This window comes from Epibacterium sp. Ofav1-8 (genome assembly GCF_022348185.1).
GTDB lineage: Bacteria > Pseudomonadota > Alphaproteobacteria > Rhodobacterales > Rhodobacteraceae > Epibacterium.
Genome location: NZ_JAKRFD010000014.1, coordinates 16241 through 31839, shown reverse-complemented (window position 1 = coordinate 31839; position 15599 = coordinate 16241). Strand labels below are relative to the sequence as shown.

Annotated in this window: 16 protein-coding genes; 8 read left to right on the top strand and 8 right to left on the bottom strand. The window is 61.0% G+C overall.

What is annotated here, in order from left to right; translation table 11 throughout:
* Positions 1 to 38: 38 nt before the first annotated feature.
* Positions 39 to 362, top strand: coding sequence for a DUF3775 domain-containing protein (locus MHM97_RS19010; RefSeq protein WP_009177776.1), 324 nt, complete (start codon positions 39 to 41; stop codon positions 360 to 362).
* Between the two features lie 58 nt (positions 363 to 420).
* On the opposite strand, the gene MHM97_RS19005 is transcribed toward MHM97_RS19010, so the two are convergent.
* The 7 genes from MHM97_RS19005 to MHM97_RS18975 all read right to left on the bottom strand — a co-directional run bounded on the left by MHM97_RS19005 (position 421) and on the right by MHM97_RS18975 (position 7164).
* A complete protein-coding gene (locus tag MHM97_RS19005) occupies positions 421 to 1563 on the bottom strand; it encodes a saccharopine dehydrogenase family protein (RefSeq protein WP_239324444.1) in 1143 nt (380 codons plus the stop codon).
* A gap of 29 nt (positions 1564 to 1592) precedes the next feature.
* Entirely contained in the window at positions 1593 to 2645 is a 1053-nt protein-coding gene (locus tag MHM97_RS19000; RefSeq protein ID WP_239324442.1) for a saccharopine dehydrogenase, read from the bottom strand.
* Between the two features lie 11 nt (positions 2646 to 2656).
* A complete protein-coding gene (locus MHM97_RS18995) occupies positions 2657 to 3271 on the bottom strand; it encodes a glutathione S-transferase family protein (RefSeq protein ID WP_239324440.1) in 615 nt (204 codons plus the stop codon).
* Between the two features lie 21 nt (positions 3272 to 3292).
* Positions 3293 to 3949 (bottom strand): histidine phosphatase family protein, encoded by a 657-nt coding sequence (locus tag MHM97_RS18990; protein ID WP_239324437.1) that lies wholly within the window; start codon positions 3947 to 3949, stop codon positions 3293 to 3295.
* 127 nt (positions 3950 to 4076) lie between these two features.
* Positions 4077 to 4304 (bottom strand): WGR domain-containing protein, encoded by a 228-nt coding sequence (locus tag MHM97_RS18985; protein WP_239324435.1) that lies wholly within the window; start codon positions 4302 to 4304, stop codon positions 4077 to 4079.
* Between the two features lie 243 nt (positions 4305 to 4547).
* Positions 4548 to 5267, bottom strand: coding sequence for a response regulator transcription factor (locus MHM97_RS18980; protein ID WP_239324433.1), 720 nt, complete (start codon positions 5265 to 5267; stop codon positions 4548 to 4550).
* Positions 5260 to 7164 (bottom strand): hybrid sensor histidine kinase/response regulator, encoded by a 1905-nt coding sequence (locus MHM97_RS18975; protein ID WP_239324431.1) that lies wholly within the window; start codon positions 7162 to 7164, stop codon positions 5260 to 5262. Before MHM97_RS18975 ends, MHM97_RS18980 begins: the two co-directional genes overlap by 8 nt.
* Positions 7165 to 7458: 294 nt before the next feature.
* On the opposite strand from MHM97_RS18975, the gene MHM97_RS18970 reads away from it, so the two are divergent.
* The 3 genes from MHM97_RS18970 to MHM97_RS18960 all read left to right on the top strand — a co-directional run bounded on the left by MHM97_RS18970 (position 7459) and on the right by MHM97_RS18960 (position 11327).
* Positions 7459 to 9399, top strand: a complete 1941-nt coding sequence (locus tag MHM97_RS18970) for an AMP-binding protein (protein WP_239324639.1) — start codon at positions 7459 to 7461, stop codon at positions 9397 to 9399.
* Positions 9400 to 9483: 84 nt separating this feature from the next.
* Positions 9484 to 10302 (top strand): ABC transporter ATP-binding protein, encoded by an 819-nt coding sequence (locus MHM97_RS18965; protein WP_005659446.1) that lies wholly within the window; start codon positions 9484 to 9486, stop codon positions 10300 to 10302.
* Between the two features lie 38 nt (positions 10303 to 10340).
* Positions 10341 to 11327: a branched-chain amino acid ABC transporter permease gene (locus MHM97_RS18960; protein WP_239324430.1), complete on the top strand. Its 987-nt coding sequence runs from the start codon at positions 10341 to 10343 to the stop codon at positions 11325 to 11327.
* A 36-nt stretch (positions 11328 to 11363) separates the two neighbouring features.
* Here MHM97_RS18960 and MHM97_RS18955 read toward each other — a convergent pair whose 3' ends face one another.
* Entirely contained in the window at positions 11364 to 11786 is a 423-nt protein-coding gene (locus MHM97_RS18955; RefSeq protein ID WP_239324428.1) for an SHOCT domain-containing protein, read from the bottom strand.
* 102 nt (positions 11787 to 11888) lie between these two features.
* On the opposite strand from MHM97_RS18955, the gene MHM97_RS18950 reads away from it, so the two are divergent.
* The 4 genes from MHM97_RS18950 (at position 11889) to MHM97_RS18935 (ending at position 15598) form a co-directional block, all read left to right on the top strand.
* A complete protein-coding gene (locus tag MHM97_RS18950; RefSeq protein WP_239324426.1) occupies positions 11889 to 12149 on the top strand; it encodes a hypothetical protein in 261 nt (86 codons plus the stop codon).
* Between the two features lie 38 nt (positions 12150 to 12187).
* A complete protein-coding gene (locus MHM97_RS18945) occupies positions 12188 to 13264 on the top strand; it encodes a branched-chain amino acid ABC transporter permease (protein ID WP_239324424.1) in 1077 nt (358 codons plus the stop codon).
* A gap of 94 nt (positions 13265 to 13358) precedes the next feature.
* Positions 13359 to 14642: an ABC transporter substrate-binding protein gene (locus MHM97_RS18940; protein ID WP_239324414.1), complete on the top strand. Its 1284-nt coding sequence runs from the start codon at positions 13359 to 13361 to the stop codon at positions 14640 to 14642.
* Between the two features lie 119 nt (positions 14643 to 14761).
* Positions 14762 to 15598, top strand: a complete 837-nt coding sequence (locus tag MHM97_RS18935) for an ABC transporter ATP-binding protein (RefSeq protein WP_239324412.1) — start codon at positions 14762 to 14764, stop codon at positions 15596 to 15598.
* Position 15599: the final 1 nt, after the last annotated feature.

Here is a 15599-nt window from a genome sequence, read left to right as displayed (position 1 = left end):
GTTGCAGCACCCGATAGCTTCATGGAAGGACGCGCAGGATGGTCGAGATTGCAAGCAACAAGGCGGAACAGGTCGCGCTGATGGCGCGCGAAATCGAGCGTGCGGAACCTGAGCTGCGCGCCTTCATTGCCGATATGAACGAGGACGAGCAGGCGGAGCTTGTGGCTCTGGTCTGGGTGGGGCGCGGTGTATTTGAGGCGGAGGAGTTTGGTCAGGCGGTGGCCACGGCGCGCGCCGAGAAAACCACGCCAACCGAGGATTATCTCCTCGCGACCCCGAACCTTGCCTACGACATCGAGGCGGGATTGGAAGCGCTGGGCGTTGATGTGACAGCCGCCGCCGAGGATGTCATGGGGCGGTAACTAACATAAGAAAGCCCCGCCAGATTTCTCTGACGGGGCTCTTTTTATCTCACCGATCTCAGGAGCGGTGTGACACCACCTGAAGGTGCTGGGCCAGCGCGCCGATGCGCCCCATCCAGCTGTCCACAAGCGCCGGATCACTCGGCGCGGCGCTGACGCCGGGGGCGATCTTGCCGTTCATCGCGGCCTCGATCGCGAAGGACACCGGATAGGACACCAGACGCGCCATGGCGCTGCCGCGCTCGTCGCCCCATGCGTCCATCACATAGGTCTTATGCCATTTGGTCTGGCCGTCTTTTTCCGCCTTGAGGTCCACGCAGAGCACCACGCGGTCCGGCTCGCCCTCGTCATAGGCGTTCTCATCCCAGAACTGGTCGGACATTTCCTTGAGCCGGGCATCGCCTTCGGGGCCTTCAAGCGTCTCAACCTCTTTGAAGACATCCGCCCAGGCCTTGGTCCAGCCATCCAGACGCAGCGTGCCGCGCACGAAGGTTTTGACCTTCCAGTCCTTGTCGAAGTGGTATTGCGCCATGAAGGGCAGGCTGTCGCGGTTGGGATAGACCTCAAAGCTCTCTGGCGTGGCCAGAGGCGCGTCATAGGTGGAGATTGCATCCCAAGGGCGTGCCACGTCCAGGACCTCAAAATCGCGGATCGAGCGGGAGGGGGACCGCAGTGCCTTGAGCACGCCCAGTGGCGACCAGCTGAACTTGTAGCGGAAAGGGTTCGGTGTTTTGGGGATGCCGCCGCAATAAGACAGAAAGCTGATCTCATTGTCGGGGTCGAAGGCGGGAGATTCCGCATATTCGGCGACCAGGGCATGTGCCATCAGGTGATCAATGCCCGGATCAAGCCCGACCTCATTGACCAGCGCGACGCCTGCGTCCTTGGCTTTCTGATCCAGCGCCCGCATCTCTGGCGAGATATAGGAGGAGGACACAAAATGCGCGCCATTGTTGATGGCGAGCTCTGCCAGTTCGACATGCCAGTCGCCGGGCAGCATCGAGACCACCACGTCAGCGGGGCTGAGGAGTTCCGACAGACGCGCGATGGAAAACTTGTGGATGTTGGTGGTGAGGTCGCCAACGGCCTCGGCGGCTTTTTCCGGTGTGCGGTTCCAGACGGCCACGTCGTGACCCGCTTCGAGCAGGCGACGCAGGCCGGGGATGGCGGAGAGGCCAGTGCCGCACCAGTGAATAGTCATAGTTGTTCTCCTTCGTCCGGGCAGGCTGGTTAGCCCGCCACATGTTCGTCAAAGACTGCCTTGGCCCGGCTCCAGACACCCGCATCCAGATCGGACAGGGTCAAGAGGCTGGCCAGCAGCTGGTCTGCATAATCCTCGGAGCTCTCGGCGGGCAGCATCGAGGGCAGGTTGTCGATGGCCATCACATCCAGCACCGGGGCGTTGGCAACACGCAGCACAGGTGCGTCCCACGTGGTGGCACGGGAGTAGACCGGAACCGGATTGTAGTCGCTGTCGGGGTCGCAGGCCACATCGCCAATTGCGGTCAGTTTGCGGTCGGCCTGAAGCGCGTCTTGCGGCACAAAAACGGGTGTGCCGGGGCGGGCAAAGATGCAGTTCAGGAACAGATCGTGGTTCAGGATCTCGGGAAACGGCCCGCCGCTGGCGGTCTCTTTCATATCCCATTTGGTGACTGTGACGCCCATCGCCTCGCAGAGGTCCGCCGCGCCGGTGCCCACGCGCCCCAGGGCGCCGATGACAATGGCGGTGGGACGCTCAGCGCCGGATGCATCCAGCTCCTCTCCCAGATCAGAGAGCAGAGCGTCCTTGTCTTTGTAGACACCAACCGGGCCACAGACTTCACCGCGTTGTTGCGCAGCCCAGGCCTTGAGTGTCACGGCAGCCCCCGCATAACCCGCCCAATAGCCAAAGGCGGCAACCCGGCGTCCGGTTTCGTCCACAAGATATTCCAGATCATACAGCGTCCCGCCACCCTCGCGGAACCGTCGCAAAAGCTCCTTGCCGGAGTGCTGGCCCTTGAAGGCATGGCCGAACATGATGTGGCGATGGGGCAGGGGGGTGCCGTCCTCGGGCAGTTCTTTCAGGCCAAAGATGATCGCGTCGCGCGGCGCGTCGGGCCAGGAGTTTTCTGCCGCAATCTCGCAGCCTGCGTCGATGTAGCCTTGCAGCGGGATGGCGCGGCTGCGGCTCTTTTCGACGGTGACGCGAATGCCTGCGTCCAACAGGGCCTTTGCCCCCGCAGGCGTCAGGCCCACGCGATCCTCGTTCGGGCGTTGCTCGGCCCGGACCCAGAGATGTGTCATAGTCTTGTCCTTCAAAGCATATCTTTGGCGCGTACAGTCTTGACGCTGTCGCGGGCTTCCATCGCGTCCATAAAGGCTCTGATCTTGGGAAAGCGATCAACCTTGACGCCATCCCCCTCGAGCCAGGTGCAGACCACGTAGAGGTAACAATCCGCGAGGCTGAGCGTTTCCCCGAGCACAAATGGGCCGCGCAGGCCGTGGTTGCAGATGTAGTCGCAGGAGGCGGCCATGGTTTCGGGCGCCTTGCGTTTCATGTCCTTGAATGACGCCGGATTGGAGGCCCAGCGGTGGCCCCGCATTTTGTGGGCGTGGTTCACATGCATGGTGGAGGCAAGATAGAACATCACCTCGCGCATGCGGGCCATCAGGACCGGATCGGTGGGGCGCAGCCCCGCATCAGGCGCCAGATCGGCAATATACTCCAACAGCGCACCGGTCTCTGTGAGGATGCCGCCATCGACCACCAATGCCGGCACGCGGCCCTTCGGGTTGATCTGATGATAGGCTTTGGTTGTTTGCTGTTTTTCGGCAAAATCGATCTTGATGGCCTCATAGGTGAGGCCGGCCTCTTCGAGCGCGATGGCGACCGCAATGGAGATGGTGTGGGGCGCGTAGTAAAGTTGCATGGCTGTCTCCTGTGCGGGATCTCAGAGGTGGGTGCGCGCGTATTGCCGGTCCGGCTCTTCCAGATGCGGCACCGCATTAAAGAGAACCGGCGCATAGGTCCCGCCGATATTGTGCAAACGGTGCAGCGAGGTGTTCATGATCGCCAGCGCCATACGCGCGGTTGCGGCCGTATCGAGCCCCAGACACTGACGCATCACCATGGAGATCAGCCCGCCTGATGTGACCACCAATGCAGGGCCTTCACCGTCTGCGATCTCCGCGAGTGCGGCTTTGGTCCGGGATTCAAAGTCGCGCCAGCTTTCTGGCGGCGCGCCGATCTTGTCGGCCTCCCACGCGGCAAAAACCTGTGGGAGATGGGCGACAAATCCTTCACGTTCTTGCGGGATCGGCAGGCCGTGCTGGGCTTCCATCCTCTGTGCGAGGGTGAAATATTCCATCTCGTTGAGGCGGGGGTCGCGGATCAATTGCCCCGCATCAAAGCCCATGGCGCGGGCGGTTTCTTCGTGCCGGGTCAGGGTGCCGCAATAGATGCGGGCGTAGTGGTCCTTGCAGTTGCGCAGATAGTTACCCAGCCATTGGGCCTGCTGATGACCAAGGGCGCTCAGCTTGTCGTAGCTGGCTTCGTCCCGTGCCCCGGTATTGGCCTGGCCGTGGCGGACCAGCGTTATCTCTGACATGCGCGCCCCTTCGATCCTTTTGCAGAACTACTAGGGGAGGGGCGTCCGGGTTAAAAGGGTCAAACTGCATTGGGTGTGAGCGCGCGGTGAGCGATGCGCCGGATGCAGGCAGTCGGAGCTGTCGTACTCAGGCGCGGTCGTAGCCGCGTTTCAACATCCGGTGACGATGGCGATCTGCCGCGACCGAGGCCTCGCGCAGATTGCCGAAGATGTTGATCGTTGAGCACCCCTTGCCCCCTTTGATGCCCCACTCCCGCAAGAGCGAGACCTCGTCAAAGAGGTTCATTGCCAGTTCGATCCGATAGAACCGGGCAGGGCGGGTTTCAGCGTGGCGATAGAGCAGACAGGTGGCCATAGCTCTTTTTACGCCACCCGAATCACCGCTGCAAGAGGCGGGGGCCCTCCCGCCCGTCGCCGGAGGAGAAATCTCCTCCGCTCCCGTTGGGCCCGGCGCCGCGCCTGCGGCGCGGCGTGACCGCTTGCCCGGCAGGGCAAGCGCTCGGCCCAACGCTGCCAAGGGGTTTTGCCGCAGGCAAGGCACCTGCAGGGGCGGGAGCGCCCCCGTCGCGACCAGGGTATCCGTGTCCGGTTTAAACGATCAGCTCCAGCTGACATCGCCCAGGAAAATATAGCCTGCGCCATAGATGGTTTTGATGAGGCGCGGGTTCTTGGGGTCCTCGCGCAATTTTGTGCGCAGGCGCGAGACCCGCACATCCATGGCGCGGTCGAAACTGTCGCCCGCGCCTCCGCCCAGGCGTTCCATCATCTGTGCGCGCGAGATCAGCCGCTTTGGGCTTTCCAGAAACAGACGTAGCACCTCGCCTTCGGCGTGGGAAAAGGCGGTCTCGCCTCCGTTCTCATCCTCAAGCGCGTAGCGGTCGAAATGTGCGGTCCAGCCTGAGAATTGTGCGCGATCCCCGGATGGCGTTTGACCACCACGCGGCGTGTCGCGCAGGCGCACCCGGATGCGCGCGACGACCTCGGCGGGATCAAATGGCTTGGTGATGTAATCATCCGCCCCCAGCTCCAACCCTGTCACCCGATCCTGCACCTGCGCCCGGCCCGATATGATGATGACGCTGGCGCCCTGTTCCAGCGCCAGCCGATGAACCAGCGCCAGCCCGTCGGTGTCGGGCAGTGACAGATCCACCAGACAGACATCCGGCGTCACCCGTTTGAGCGCCGCCTCGAAATCGCGAGCGCGAGAAAAGCTTTGCGTGCGATAGCCCGCATCTTCCAGTGTCTCGGTCAGCAGCTGGCGGATCTCGGGCTCGTCATCGAGGATGGTCACGAGCGGGGATGAGGTGGCATCACGCATGGTCGGCCTTCTGTTGCAGGAGCGCCATCAGGTGGGAGCTTTCAAAGGGTTTGGGCAACAGCGGCGCAGAGGCCAATGCCGCGCGGTAAAGCGGGTCCGTGTGGGGCAGGGAGGTCATCAACACGACCGGTGGCGCGTCTGACCCGAGCCGCGCACAGAGATCGACGCCGGTGGCCTCGCCCTCGAGTTTAATGTCCGACAGGATCAGCGCGATCCCTTCCACATCGGCCAGTAGTGCTATGGCCTCGTCCACGCTGGTGGCCTCAATCACCGAAAAGCCGAGGTCCATCAGCACTTGCCGATAGGTCGCCCGGAGCGCGTCGCTGTCCTCTACCAACAGGGCGATGCCACCCGCTGCCATGGGCGCTGGGCGGTGGGGCAGGCGCAATGTGACCATGGCACCTGACACTGTGTTGCTGATGCGAATGTCACCCCCGGCGGATTTCACCATGTCATAGACCATCGACAGCCCGAGGCCCGAGCCTTCCTGACCTTTGGTGGTGAAAAACGGGTTGAGCGCGTTTTCCAGGGCCGGTTTGGAAAACCCCGGGCCGGTGTCGCTTACGGAAAACTCAATCCATGTTTGGCCGACCAAATGGGCGGCAACCGTGATTTGTCCAGTGGTGCCACAGGCGTCGCGGGCGTTCAGGATCAGGTTCAAAAGCGCATCCTGCAACCGGCCCGGATCCAGAAGGAACCGCCCTTCGCCAGTATTATCTAGCACACTGAGGCCAATGCCCTGCGGCAGTGACGGCGTGGCGAGGATTTTCATCTCCTCCAGCAGCGCGTGCAAATCGGTGGCTTGCGGGCGCAATCCCCGATGGCTGGTCATCTCCGCCATCCGGTCCAGCAGACGTCCCCCACGTCGTGCGGCCGAGAGCGTCGCCTCAACCAGTTCGCCTGCACCGTCGGGCAGGGAAATACGGGCCAGACGGGTCTGCATACCGAGGATAATGGTCAGGAGATTGGAGAAATCATGCGCCAGACCGCTGGTCATCTGTGCTGCAATCTCGCGTTTGCGGGCCTGTTGTAGTGCGACACGGGTCTGGGTTTCCTCGGTCACATCCATCGACAAGATAAAGACACCGCCCTCGTTGTCGGGCGTAAAGGCCACCCGCAGGCGGCGGCTGTCGTGATCTTCGGTGAACTCAAACACCGGGCTTTCGCCTTGATAGGCGGCGTCCAGATGCGGGGCGATGCGGCCATATGCGGCTGGCCCCAGAGCGTCAGCAATATGTTCGCCAAGAATATCGGAAGGGCGCCCGGGAAACACCTTGTTCAGACGCCCGTTGGTGAAGGTGTAATATCCCTCCGGGTCCACATGGGCGATATGCGCGGGCATCATTTCGGTGGTCAGGCGCGTGCGGGCCTCGGTCTGGGTGAGCTGACGCTTGGTTTCCTCCAGCGTGGTGATGGTCGCGGCCAGCTTGCGGTTGGTGGCCGAAAGCTCCTCGGTGTAGCTCATCACCTGATCCGAGAGTTCCTCGGACCGGGTGCGCAGCAATTCCTCAACCCGTTTGGTGCGGGTGATGTCAGTGTAAACCGTGACCCAGCCGCCCTGCGGCAGAGGCGCGCCCTCGATCGAGATCACATGCCCGTTGGCGCGCTGGCGTTCGACATAATGGGGCACAAAGGCGCGGGCCTGATCGACGCGCAACTGGACGAACGATTCGATGTCATCAATGGGGCCGTAGTCGCCCCGCTCCGCAATGAAGCGGATGGTGTCCTCAAAGCTTGCACCGTCCTGCACCAGTTCGGGGGGCAGGGAGAACATTTCCTGAAAACGATGGTTGCAGGCGGCGAGGCGCAAATCACTGTCATAGATCGACATGGCCTGCGCAATCAGGTTGAGACCGGCGTCAATCATCGCCATTCGCTGTGCAGTCGACTGTTTCATTTAAGCTCCCCACGTATGGGCTAGCAGCTTGCGCAGCATTGGCAAAGCGGCTTCTTCCGCCGGTCGGCTCGACCCCAGCGTCGCATTTTCGCGACCTTGTTACAATTCGATAGGTTTCAGAAATCATCGCGAAAAACTTGCTTTGTTACAAAGGTGCAGTCCTAATGCGGACATAAGGATCGCATCCCGCACCTGTGGGAGAAGCGATCAATCCGGTCGGGGAGGACCGGATATGGGAGGAGTAAATACGTGTCTCAGACCGCTGCGCAGACATCGTCTGGCGCCGGGCAGCTTATGTCTGTTCCGGCCCTGCTGGAGAGAAACGCAACTGTCCATGCCAACCGCCCGGCCTACCGGGAAAAGGAGTTTGGCATCTGGCAAAGCTGGACCTGGAGGGAAACCGCCGAGGAAATCGAGGCGCTTGCCTTGGGTCTGTTGAACCTCGGCGTGGCTGAGGGGGATTTTATCGCCATAATCGGGCGCAACCGGCCTTCGCTTTATTGGTCGATGGTTGCGGCGCAAAGTGTTGGTGCGGTGCCGGTGCCTGTCTATCAGGACTCCAGCGCCGAAGAGATGGCCTATGTGCTGGATCATTGCGGTGCGGCCTATGTGATCGCCGGCGATCAGGAGCAGGTCGACAAGGTCATCGAGGTCAAGGACCAGCTGACCAACCTCAAGCACATGATCTACGTGGACCCGAAGGGCCTGCGCAAATACGACCATCACCAGTTGCATCAATATAGCCACGTGCAGGAACAGGGACGTGCCGCGCGCGATGAGTTCAGCGATGATCTGGCGGCGCGCAAGGCCAAGCTCACTTATGATTCCACCTGTGTGATGCTTTATACGTCGGGCACCACCGGGCGGCCCAAGGGCGTGGTGCTCTCCAATCGCAATGTTGTCGAGAGCGCCAAGAATGTGAGCATGTTCGACAAGCTCACCGAAAAAGAAGACATCCTGTCCTATCTGCCGATGGCATGGGTGGGGGATTTCATCTTTTCGCTGGGGCAGTCCTACTGGTGCGGGTTTTGCGTCAATTGCCCCGAGAGCGAAGACACCATGATGACGGATCTGCGCGAGATCGGTCCCACCTATTTCTTTGCGCCGCCGCGCGTGTTTGAGGGTCAACTCACCAATGTGATGATCCGCATGGAAGACGCGGGCAAGCTGAAGCAGAAGATGTTTCATCACTTCCTGGCCCATGCCAAGAAAGTCGGCGGTCTGATCCTAGATGGTAAACCTGTCGGCATGATGGACCGGCTGAAGTATCGCCTTGGGGATCTCTTGGTCTACGGTCCCCTGAAGGATACGCTTGGCTATGGCCGTATCCGTGTCGGCTATACGGCGGGGGAGGCGATCGGGCCGGAGATTTTTGATTTCTACCGCTCGCTGGGGATCAACCTCAAACAGCTCTATGGTCAGACAGAGGCCACGGTGTTCATCACCGTGCAGCCCGATGGTGAAGTGCGCGCCGATACCGTGGGCGTGCCTGCGCCGGATGTGGAGATCAAGATCGACGACAAGGGCGAGATCCATTACCGCTCGCCGGGTACGTTTGTCGAATACTACAAGAACGCGGAATCCACCGCCTCGACCAAGGACGCCGAGGGTTGGGTCGCTACGGGTGATGCGGGCTTTATCGAGGAAAGCTCCGGCCATCTGCGGATCATCGACCGGGCCAAGGATGTTGGCAAAATGGCCAGCGGCGCGATGTTTGCGCCGAAATACGTCGAGAACAAGCTGAAGTTCTATCCGGATATTCTGGAGGCGGTGCTGTTTGGCAATGGCCGCGACCGCTGTGTGGCCTTCATCAACATCGACCTCACGGCGGTGGGCAACTGGGCAGAGCGCAACAACATCGCCTATGCCTCCTATCAGGAGCTGGCCGGTCATCCGCGCGTGCTGGAGACCATCCGGAACCATGTGGAGGCGGTGAATGCCTCGGTGGCGCAGGATGAGATGCTGTCGGGCTGTCAGGTGCATCGCTTTGTGGTGCTGCACAAGGAACTGGACGCAGATGACGGTGAAATGACCCGCACCCGCAAGGTGCGCCGTCGCATCGTCGAGGAGAAATTCGCCGACATTATTGCCGCGCTTTATGATGGCTCAGAGCAGATCTCGACCCGGACCGAGGTCACCTATGAAGACGGCCGCAAAGGCGCGATCAGTGCGACGCTGACCTGCGTGGATGCGAAGGTGCAATCCCCCATGGCACAGCAGGTGGCAGCGGAATGACGGCTTTGACGACGCTCGTGCAGGCAAGCTGCACATCGCCCCGCCCGCCGTCCCATCTGGCGCGAAATCCCAAAGGAGTGGCCCATGCTTGATGCGGCTGAGAGCTATGTGACCGAGGATGGCCGCACCATTGGTGGCGTGGTCATGGAGATGAAGAACATCACCCTGCGGTTTGGCGGCGTGGTGGCGATCAAGGATATCTCCTTTGACATCCGCGAAGGGGAAATCCGCGCGATCATCGGCCCGAATGGTGCCGGGAAATCCTCAATGCTGAATGTGATTTCGGGTTTTTACGTGCCGCAAGAAGGCGAGGTCTGGTTTCATGGGGCCAAACGCCCCCCGATGAAACCCTATGAGGTGGCCCGGCAGGGAATTGCGCGCACGTTCCAGAATATCGCGCTGTTTGACGGGATGAGCGTGCTCGACAACGTGATGACGGGGCGGTTGAACTACATGAAGGCGGGCATGTTTCAGCAGGCTTTCTGGAAAGGCCGCGCCGAGAAAGAAGAGGTCGAGAACCGCGAAGTCGTGGAAAAGATCATCGACTTTCTTGAAATTCAGGCGATCCGCAAAACCCCCGTCGCGCGACTGCCCTACGGTCTGAAGAAACGCGTCGAACTCGCCCGCGCCTTGGCGGCAGAGCCGAAGCTGTTGCTGCTGGACGAGCCGATGGCCGGCATGAATGTCGAGGAAAAAGAGGACATGTCCCGCTTTATTCTCGATGTGAACGACGAGTTCGGCACCACCATTGCCCTGATTGAGCACGACATGGGCGTGGTCATGGACCTGTCTGATCGGGTGGTGGTGATGGATTACGGCAAGAAGATTGGCGATGGCACACCGGATGAGGTGCGCAACAATCAGGACGTCATCGACGCCTATCTGGGGGTGTCCCATGACTGATTTCGCCTGCGCAACAGCAATGAACAAGGAGGCGTACCATGCCTGATCAACTGATCTTTGCCATGGAGGTGACGCTGAACGGGCTGATGGCCGGGGTGCTTTATGCGCTGGTCGCGCTGGGCTTCGTGCTGATCTACAAGGCCTCTGGCATCTTCAACTACGCCCAAGGCGTGATGGCGCTTTTTGCGGCCATGACGCTGGTGGGGATCATGCAGGGGCAGGTGCCGTTCTCGCATATGATCAACGCGGTCTTTGGCGGCCATATCACCCACTTTGGCTGGACGGTTCCGTCCTTCGTGGCGATCCTGATGACCGTTGTGGTGATGGTGGTGCTGGCGTGGCTGGTGCAGGTTCTCGTGATGAAACACCTCGTGGGTCAAGAGCCGATCATCCTCTTTATGGCCACGATCGGGCTTGCGTATTTCCTCGAAGGTGTGGCGGATCTGATGTGGGGGTCCGAGATCAAGACGCTTGATGTGGGCCTGCCACAAGGGATCAACCTCTGGATTGACGAGACGACCTTTGGGATCTTCGGCTACGGTTTCTTTATCGACAATCTCGATATCGTGGCGACGGTCATCGCAGCGCTTCTGGTGACCGGCCTCGTGTTGTTCAGCCAGTACACCAAGCAAGGCCGGGCCATGCGAGCGGTGGCGGATGATCACCAGGCGGCGCTGTCGGTGGGGATTTCGCTGAACTTCATCTGGGTGCTGGTCTGGTCGGTTGCGGGATTTGTCGCGCTGGTTGCCGGCATCATGTGGGGCACAAAATCGGGCGTGCAGTTCTCGCTGTCGCTGATCGCGCTCAAGGCCCTGCCAGTGCTGATGCTGGGTGGTTTCACCTCGATCCCCGGGGCCATTGTGGGCGGGCTGATCATCGGCGTGGGCGAGAAACTCTTTGAGTTCCTCATCGGCCCGATGGTGGGCGGTGCCACCGAGAACTGGTTTGCCTATGTTCTGGCGCTGATTTTCCTCGTGTTCCGCCCACAGGGCCTCTTTGGCGAGAAGATCATTGAACGGGTTTGAGGCGCATATCCTCCCCCCCTCCGGCGGTGTGCAGACTCAGTTCTGCATCCGCTGGAAGGCGGCGATGACCACGGCGGCGAAGACCGTGACCGCGAGCGTCAATGCGATGGTGATATCCCCGATGAGCCGTCCGATGAGGAAGGTCATCAAGCCCGCGGCGCAGAGCCCCACAAGGATGAGCCCCCAGAAGAACGACATGTCATGGCTCTCGGCGGGGTCCGACTGCGGAGCCACCATCGGTGCGGTGCGGCGCGTGGAAGACGGGGCGGCCGGGCGGGGCCGTGGACGCGCCGCTTTCCCTGCCGCGGACCTGCGCGCGCGCGGTCCGGCGGGTTCCACCTCGGCATCCTCGACCATCGACAAAAGCTTTGACCGGGCATCGGCATATTGCGCGTCGGTCAGATCACCTCGTTTCCGTGCAGCATCCAGCTGCCGGAGTCTCTCCAGCATTACGGTCATGTCACCCACTCACTTTTCCCACGCGCACCGTGCGAGGCAGATTGGGGCAAAATGTGGCGAAACGCGGAAATCTGACGAAATGGTTAACGGGGAGGCCCTGTCATGAGCAAGCTGATCGCGGTGCTGAACGTCATTGCGTGGTCCGGATTCTGGGCCTTTGGCTATCTTGCGCTGACGGGCGAGGGCTACACGACCGGGCAGATCACCGTCGCGACTCTGCTGGCGGCGCTGGGGCTGTTCGGGGGCCTCTTCGCCTATCTGAAACTGGTGCGGTTCTCGGAGCGGACGGGCTACGCCAAACCCTCCAACCGGATGACCCGCGCACAGCGGGACGCGGCGCAGTCCAACTGGGGAGAGGTCTGATGCAGAACGATAAATTCAAAGAAGGGAGCCTCTGAGCCATGTTCTACCGTGAAGCCGGGGATTTCAAACTCTCCTATGTCGAGGACAGTCAGACCTTTCCGATCAAATTCGACCGCTACCGCTATTATGCGGTGCTGGCCGTGGCCTTTGGTGTGGTGCCGTTTCTGGTCAATGACTACTGGGTCAATGCGATCCTGTTGCCGTTCCTGATCTACGCGATCGCGGCGATCGGGCTGAACATCCTTGTTGGTTACTGCGGGCAGGTTTCGCTGGGCACCGGGGGGTTCATGGCGGTGGGCGCTTATGCCTGCTACAAGCTGATGACGGCCTTCCCCGAGGTGTCCATGTTCATCCACGTCTTGCTGGCGGGGGGAATCACGGCGCTGGTCTGCGTGCTGTTTGGCTTGCCCAGTTTGCGCATCAAGGGGTTTTACCTCGCGGTGGCAACCCTGGCGGCACAGTTCTTTCTGGTCTGGCTCTTCAACCGGGTGCCGTGGTTCTACAACTACTCGGCCTCTGGCCAGATCAACGCACCGGAACGGGATGTGTTTGGCATTATCATCACCGGCCCCAATGCACCGGCCTGGGCGACCTATATGTTCTGCCTGATTTTCCTGACGTTCTGCGCCATTGTGGCCCGCAACCTGACACGGGGCACCCAGGGGCGCACATGGATGGCGATCCGCGACATGGACATTGCGGCTGAAATCATCGGCGTGAACCCCCTGAAGGCAAAAATGACAGCCTTCGCGGTCTCGGGCTTCTTTGTCGGCATCTCCGGGGCGCTGTTCTTCTCGGTCTATCTCGGCGCGGTCGAGGTCGGTGAGGCCTTTGGCATCAACAAGTCGTTCCTTGTGCTGTTCATGGTGATCATCGGCGGTCTGGGGTCGATCTTTGGCTCTTTTGCAGGGGCTGCATTTCTGGTGTTGCTGCCGGTGATCCTCAAGGTCGTGGGCGTCGACTGGCTGGGCTGGCCCACAGATATCGTGGCGCATTTCCAGCTGGTGATTGTCGGCGGGCTGATCATCACGTTCCTGATCCTGGAGCCACACGGCCTCGCGCAGCTCTGGCGTGTCGCCAAGGAGAAACTGCGGCTCTGGCCGTTCCCGCACTAGCGCGGCGGACCACACGATATTCGCCGGGGGCGGCAAGAGGAGGTCGGCCCCGAACTACAAAAACATCGGAAAAATTCAGGGAGGATGACACCCGATGAAACTGAAACTGACAAGCGTAGCGCTGAGTGCGCTGATTGCCGCAAGCCCGGCCATGGCCGATCTGGTATTCCCGGATCTCAGCTACCGCACCGGCCCCTATGCCGCGGGCGGCATTCCGTTCTCTGACGGCTACAACGACTATTTCACCCTGGTGAACGAGCGTGACGGGGGCATCGGCGGCGTCAAGGCCCGCGTGATCGAATGCGAGACCGGCTATAACACCGAAAAAGGTGTGGAATGCTATGAATCCACCAAGGGCGAAGGCGCGCTGATCTATCAACCGCTCTCCACCGGGATCACCTACCAGCTGATTCCCAAAGTGACCGCAGACGGTATTCCGCTTCACACCATGGGCTACGGCCGGACCTCCGCCGCCAATGGCAAGGTCTTCTCGAACGTCTTCAACTACCCGGCCAACTACTGGGACGGGGCCTCGGGCGTGATCAACTATCTGCTCGAAGAAAATGGGGGCGACCTGAACGGCAAGAAGATCGCGCTGGTCTACCACAACTCCGCCTACGGCAAGGAGCCGATCCGCACGCTGGAGGAGCTTTCCGAAAAGCACGGGTTCGAGCTGAGCCTGCTGCCGGTGGACCATCCGGGGCAGGAGCAAAAGTCGCAGTGGCTTCAGATCCGCCGGGACCGTCCCGATAATGTCGTGATGTGGGGCTGGGGCGTGATGAACCAGGTGGCGATCCAGGAAGCCGCCAACATCCGCTTCCCGATGGAAAACTTCATTGGCGTGTGGTGGTCCGGTGCCGAACATGACGTGATGCCGGCCGGCGACAAGGCGGATGGCTACAAGGCCGTGACCTTCCACAACGTCGGTCGCGACTTCCCGATCTTTGACGACATCCAGACGCATGTGGTCGATAAAGGTCTAGCGGCGGGCGCAGGCGATCAGATCGGCAATGTGCTCTATAACCGTGGCATGTATGCGGCGATGCTCGCCGTGGAGGCGGCCAAAACCGCTCAGGAGATCCACGGCACGGCCGAGATCGACGCCTCGATGATGCGTGACGGGATGGAAGCGCTGTCGATCACGGCTGACAAGATGAACGCCCTTGGCATGCCGAACTTTGGCCCGTCCTTTGACGTAAGCTGTGAAAACCACGGCGGCCCCGGGCTTGTCGGTGTGACCCAGTGGGATGCGGAGAGCCAGACCTGGTCGCTGATCTCCGGGTTCAATCCCACGGATTCCGAGGTGATCGGCGAGCTGATCGAAGAGGATTCCGCCGCCTATGCTGCGGAAAACAACATCGAGGAACGCTGCAACTAAGCGCAAACCCACGCCGGCCCATGGGGCGGCGTGGACCTCAGAACTCATTGGGTGCGGCGCAGGGCTGCCGTACCCGTTTCGTCCCCACCGGACACTGACGAAGGGAATAGGCTTTCGAGATGCTGGACGCGGCCAACACCACAGACGTGCAGGCGGAGACCCTGCTCGAGGTCAACAATATCGAGGTGATCTACAATCACGTGATCCTCGTTCTGAAGGGCGTGAGCCTGAATGTTCCCAAGGGCGGGATTACCGCATTGTTGGGGGGCAACGGCGCGGGCAAGACCACGACGCTGAAGGCGATCTCCAACCTGTTGCATTCGGAGCGCGGCGAGGTGACCAAGGGATCGGTGCGCTATCGCGGCGCTGATGTGCATGAACAGGACCCGGCCGAGCTGGTGAAGAAGGGCGTCATCCAGGTGATGGAAGGCCGCCATTGCTTTGAGCACCTGACGGTCGAAGAGAACCTGCTCACCGGGGCCTATACCCGTGGTGACAGCAGCGCCAAGATCCAGGAGGATCTGGAGCTGGTCTACACTTATTTTCCGCGCCTCAAGGAGCGCCGCAAGAGCCAGGCGGGCTACACCTCGGGTGGGGAGCAGCAGATGGTGGCCATGGGCCGCGCGCTGATGAGCCGCCCGGAGACGATCCTGCTGGATGAGCCCTCGATGGGGCTGGCGCCGCAGCTGGTGGAGCAGATCTTTGAGATCGTGAAGTCGATCAATGAGAACGAGGGCGTGACCTTCCTGCTGGCGGAACAGAACACCAACGTGGCGCTGCGCTATGCCCACTACGGGTACATTCTGGAATCCGGGCGAGTGGTGATGGACGGCCCGGCGGCAGAGCTGCGTGAAAACCCGGATGTGAAGGAATTCTACCTCGGCATGTCCGAAGATGGCCGCAAGAGTTTCCGCGATGTGCGTTCCTATCGCCGTCGGAAAAGGTGGTTGAGCTAAG

What these genes read in the sequence shown, in the direction of transcription:
- MHM97_RS19010 (WP_009177776.1), top strand. Translation starts at nt 39, where the DNA reads ATGGTCGAGATTGCAAGCAACAAGGCGGAACAGGTCGCGCTGATGGCG.
- MHM97_RS19005 (WP_239324444.1), bottom strand. Translation starts at nt 1,563, where the DNA reads ATGACTATTCACTGGTGCGGCACTGGCCTCTCCGCCATCCCCGGCCTG.
- MHM97_RS19000 (WP_239324442.1), bottom strand. Translation starts at nt 2,645, where the DNA reads ATGACACATCTCTGGGTCCGGGCCGAGCAACGCCCGAACGAGGATCGC.
- MHM97_RS18995 (WP_239324440.1), bottom strand. Translation starts at nt 3,271, where the DNA reads ATGCAACTTTACTACGCGCCCCACACCATCTCCATTGCGGTCGCCATC.
- MHM97_RS18990 (WP_239324437.1), bottom strand. Translation starts at nt 3,949, where the DNA reads ATGTCAGAGATAACGCTGGTCCGCCACGGCCAGGCCAATACCGGGGCA.
- MHM97_RS18985 (WP_239324435.1), bottom strand. Translation starts at nt 4,304, where the DNA reads ATGGCCACCTGTCTGCTCTATCGCCACGCTGAAACCCGCCCTGCCCGG.
- MHM97_RS18980 (WP_239324433.1), bottom strand. Translation starts at nt 5,267, where the DNA reads ATGCGTGATGCCACCTCATCCCCGCTCGTGACCATCCTCGATGACGAG.
- MHM97_RS18975 (WP_239324431.1), bottom strand. Translation starts at nt 7,164, where the DNA reads ATGAAACAGTCGACTGCACAGCGAATGGCGATGATTGACGCCGGTCTC.
- MHM97_RS18970 (WP_239324639.1), top strand. Translation starts at nt 7,459, where the DNA reads ATGTCTGTTCCGGCCCTGCTGGAGAGAAACGCAACTGTCCATGCCAAC.
- MHM97_RS18965 (WP_005659446.1), top strand. Translation starts at nt 9,484, where the DNA reads ATGCTTGATGCGGCTGAGAGCTATGTGACCGAGGATGGCCGCACCATT.
- MHM97_RS18960 (WP_239324430.1), top strand. Translation starts at nt 10,341, where the DNA reads ATGCCTGATCAACTGATCTTTGCCATGGAGGTGACGCTGAACGGGCTG.
- MHM97_RS18955 (WP_239324428.1), bottom strand. Translation starts at nt 11,786, where the DNA reads ATGACCGTAATGCTGGAGAGACTCCGGCAGCTGGATGCTGCACGGAAA.
- MHM97_RS18950 (WP_239324426.1), top strand. Translation starts at nt 11,889, where the DNA reads ATGAGCAAGCTGATCGCGGTGCTGAACGTCATTGCGTGGTCCGGATTC.
- MHM97_RS18945 (WP_239324424.1), top strand. Translation starts at nt 12,188, where the DNA reads ATGTTCTACCGTGAAGCCGGGGATTTCAAACTCTCCTATGTCGAGGAC.
- MHM97_RS18940 (WP_239324414.1), top strand. Translation starts at nt 13,359, where the DNA reads ATGAAACTGAAACTGACAAGCGTAGCGCTGAGTGCGCTGATTGCCGCA.
- MHM97_RS18935 (WP_239324412.1), top strand. Translation starts at nt 14,762, where the DNA reads ATGCTGGACGCGGCCAACACCACAGACGTGCAGGCGGAGACCCTGCTC.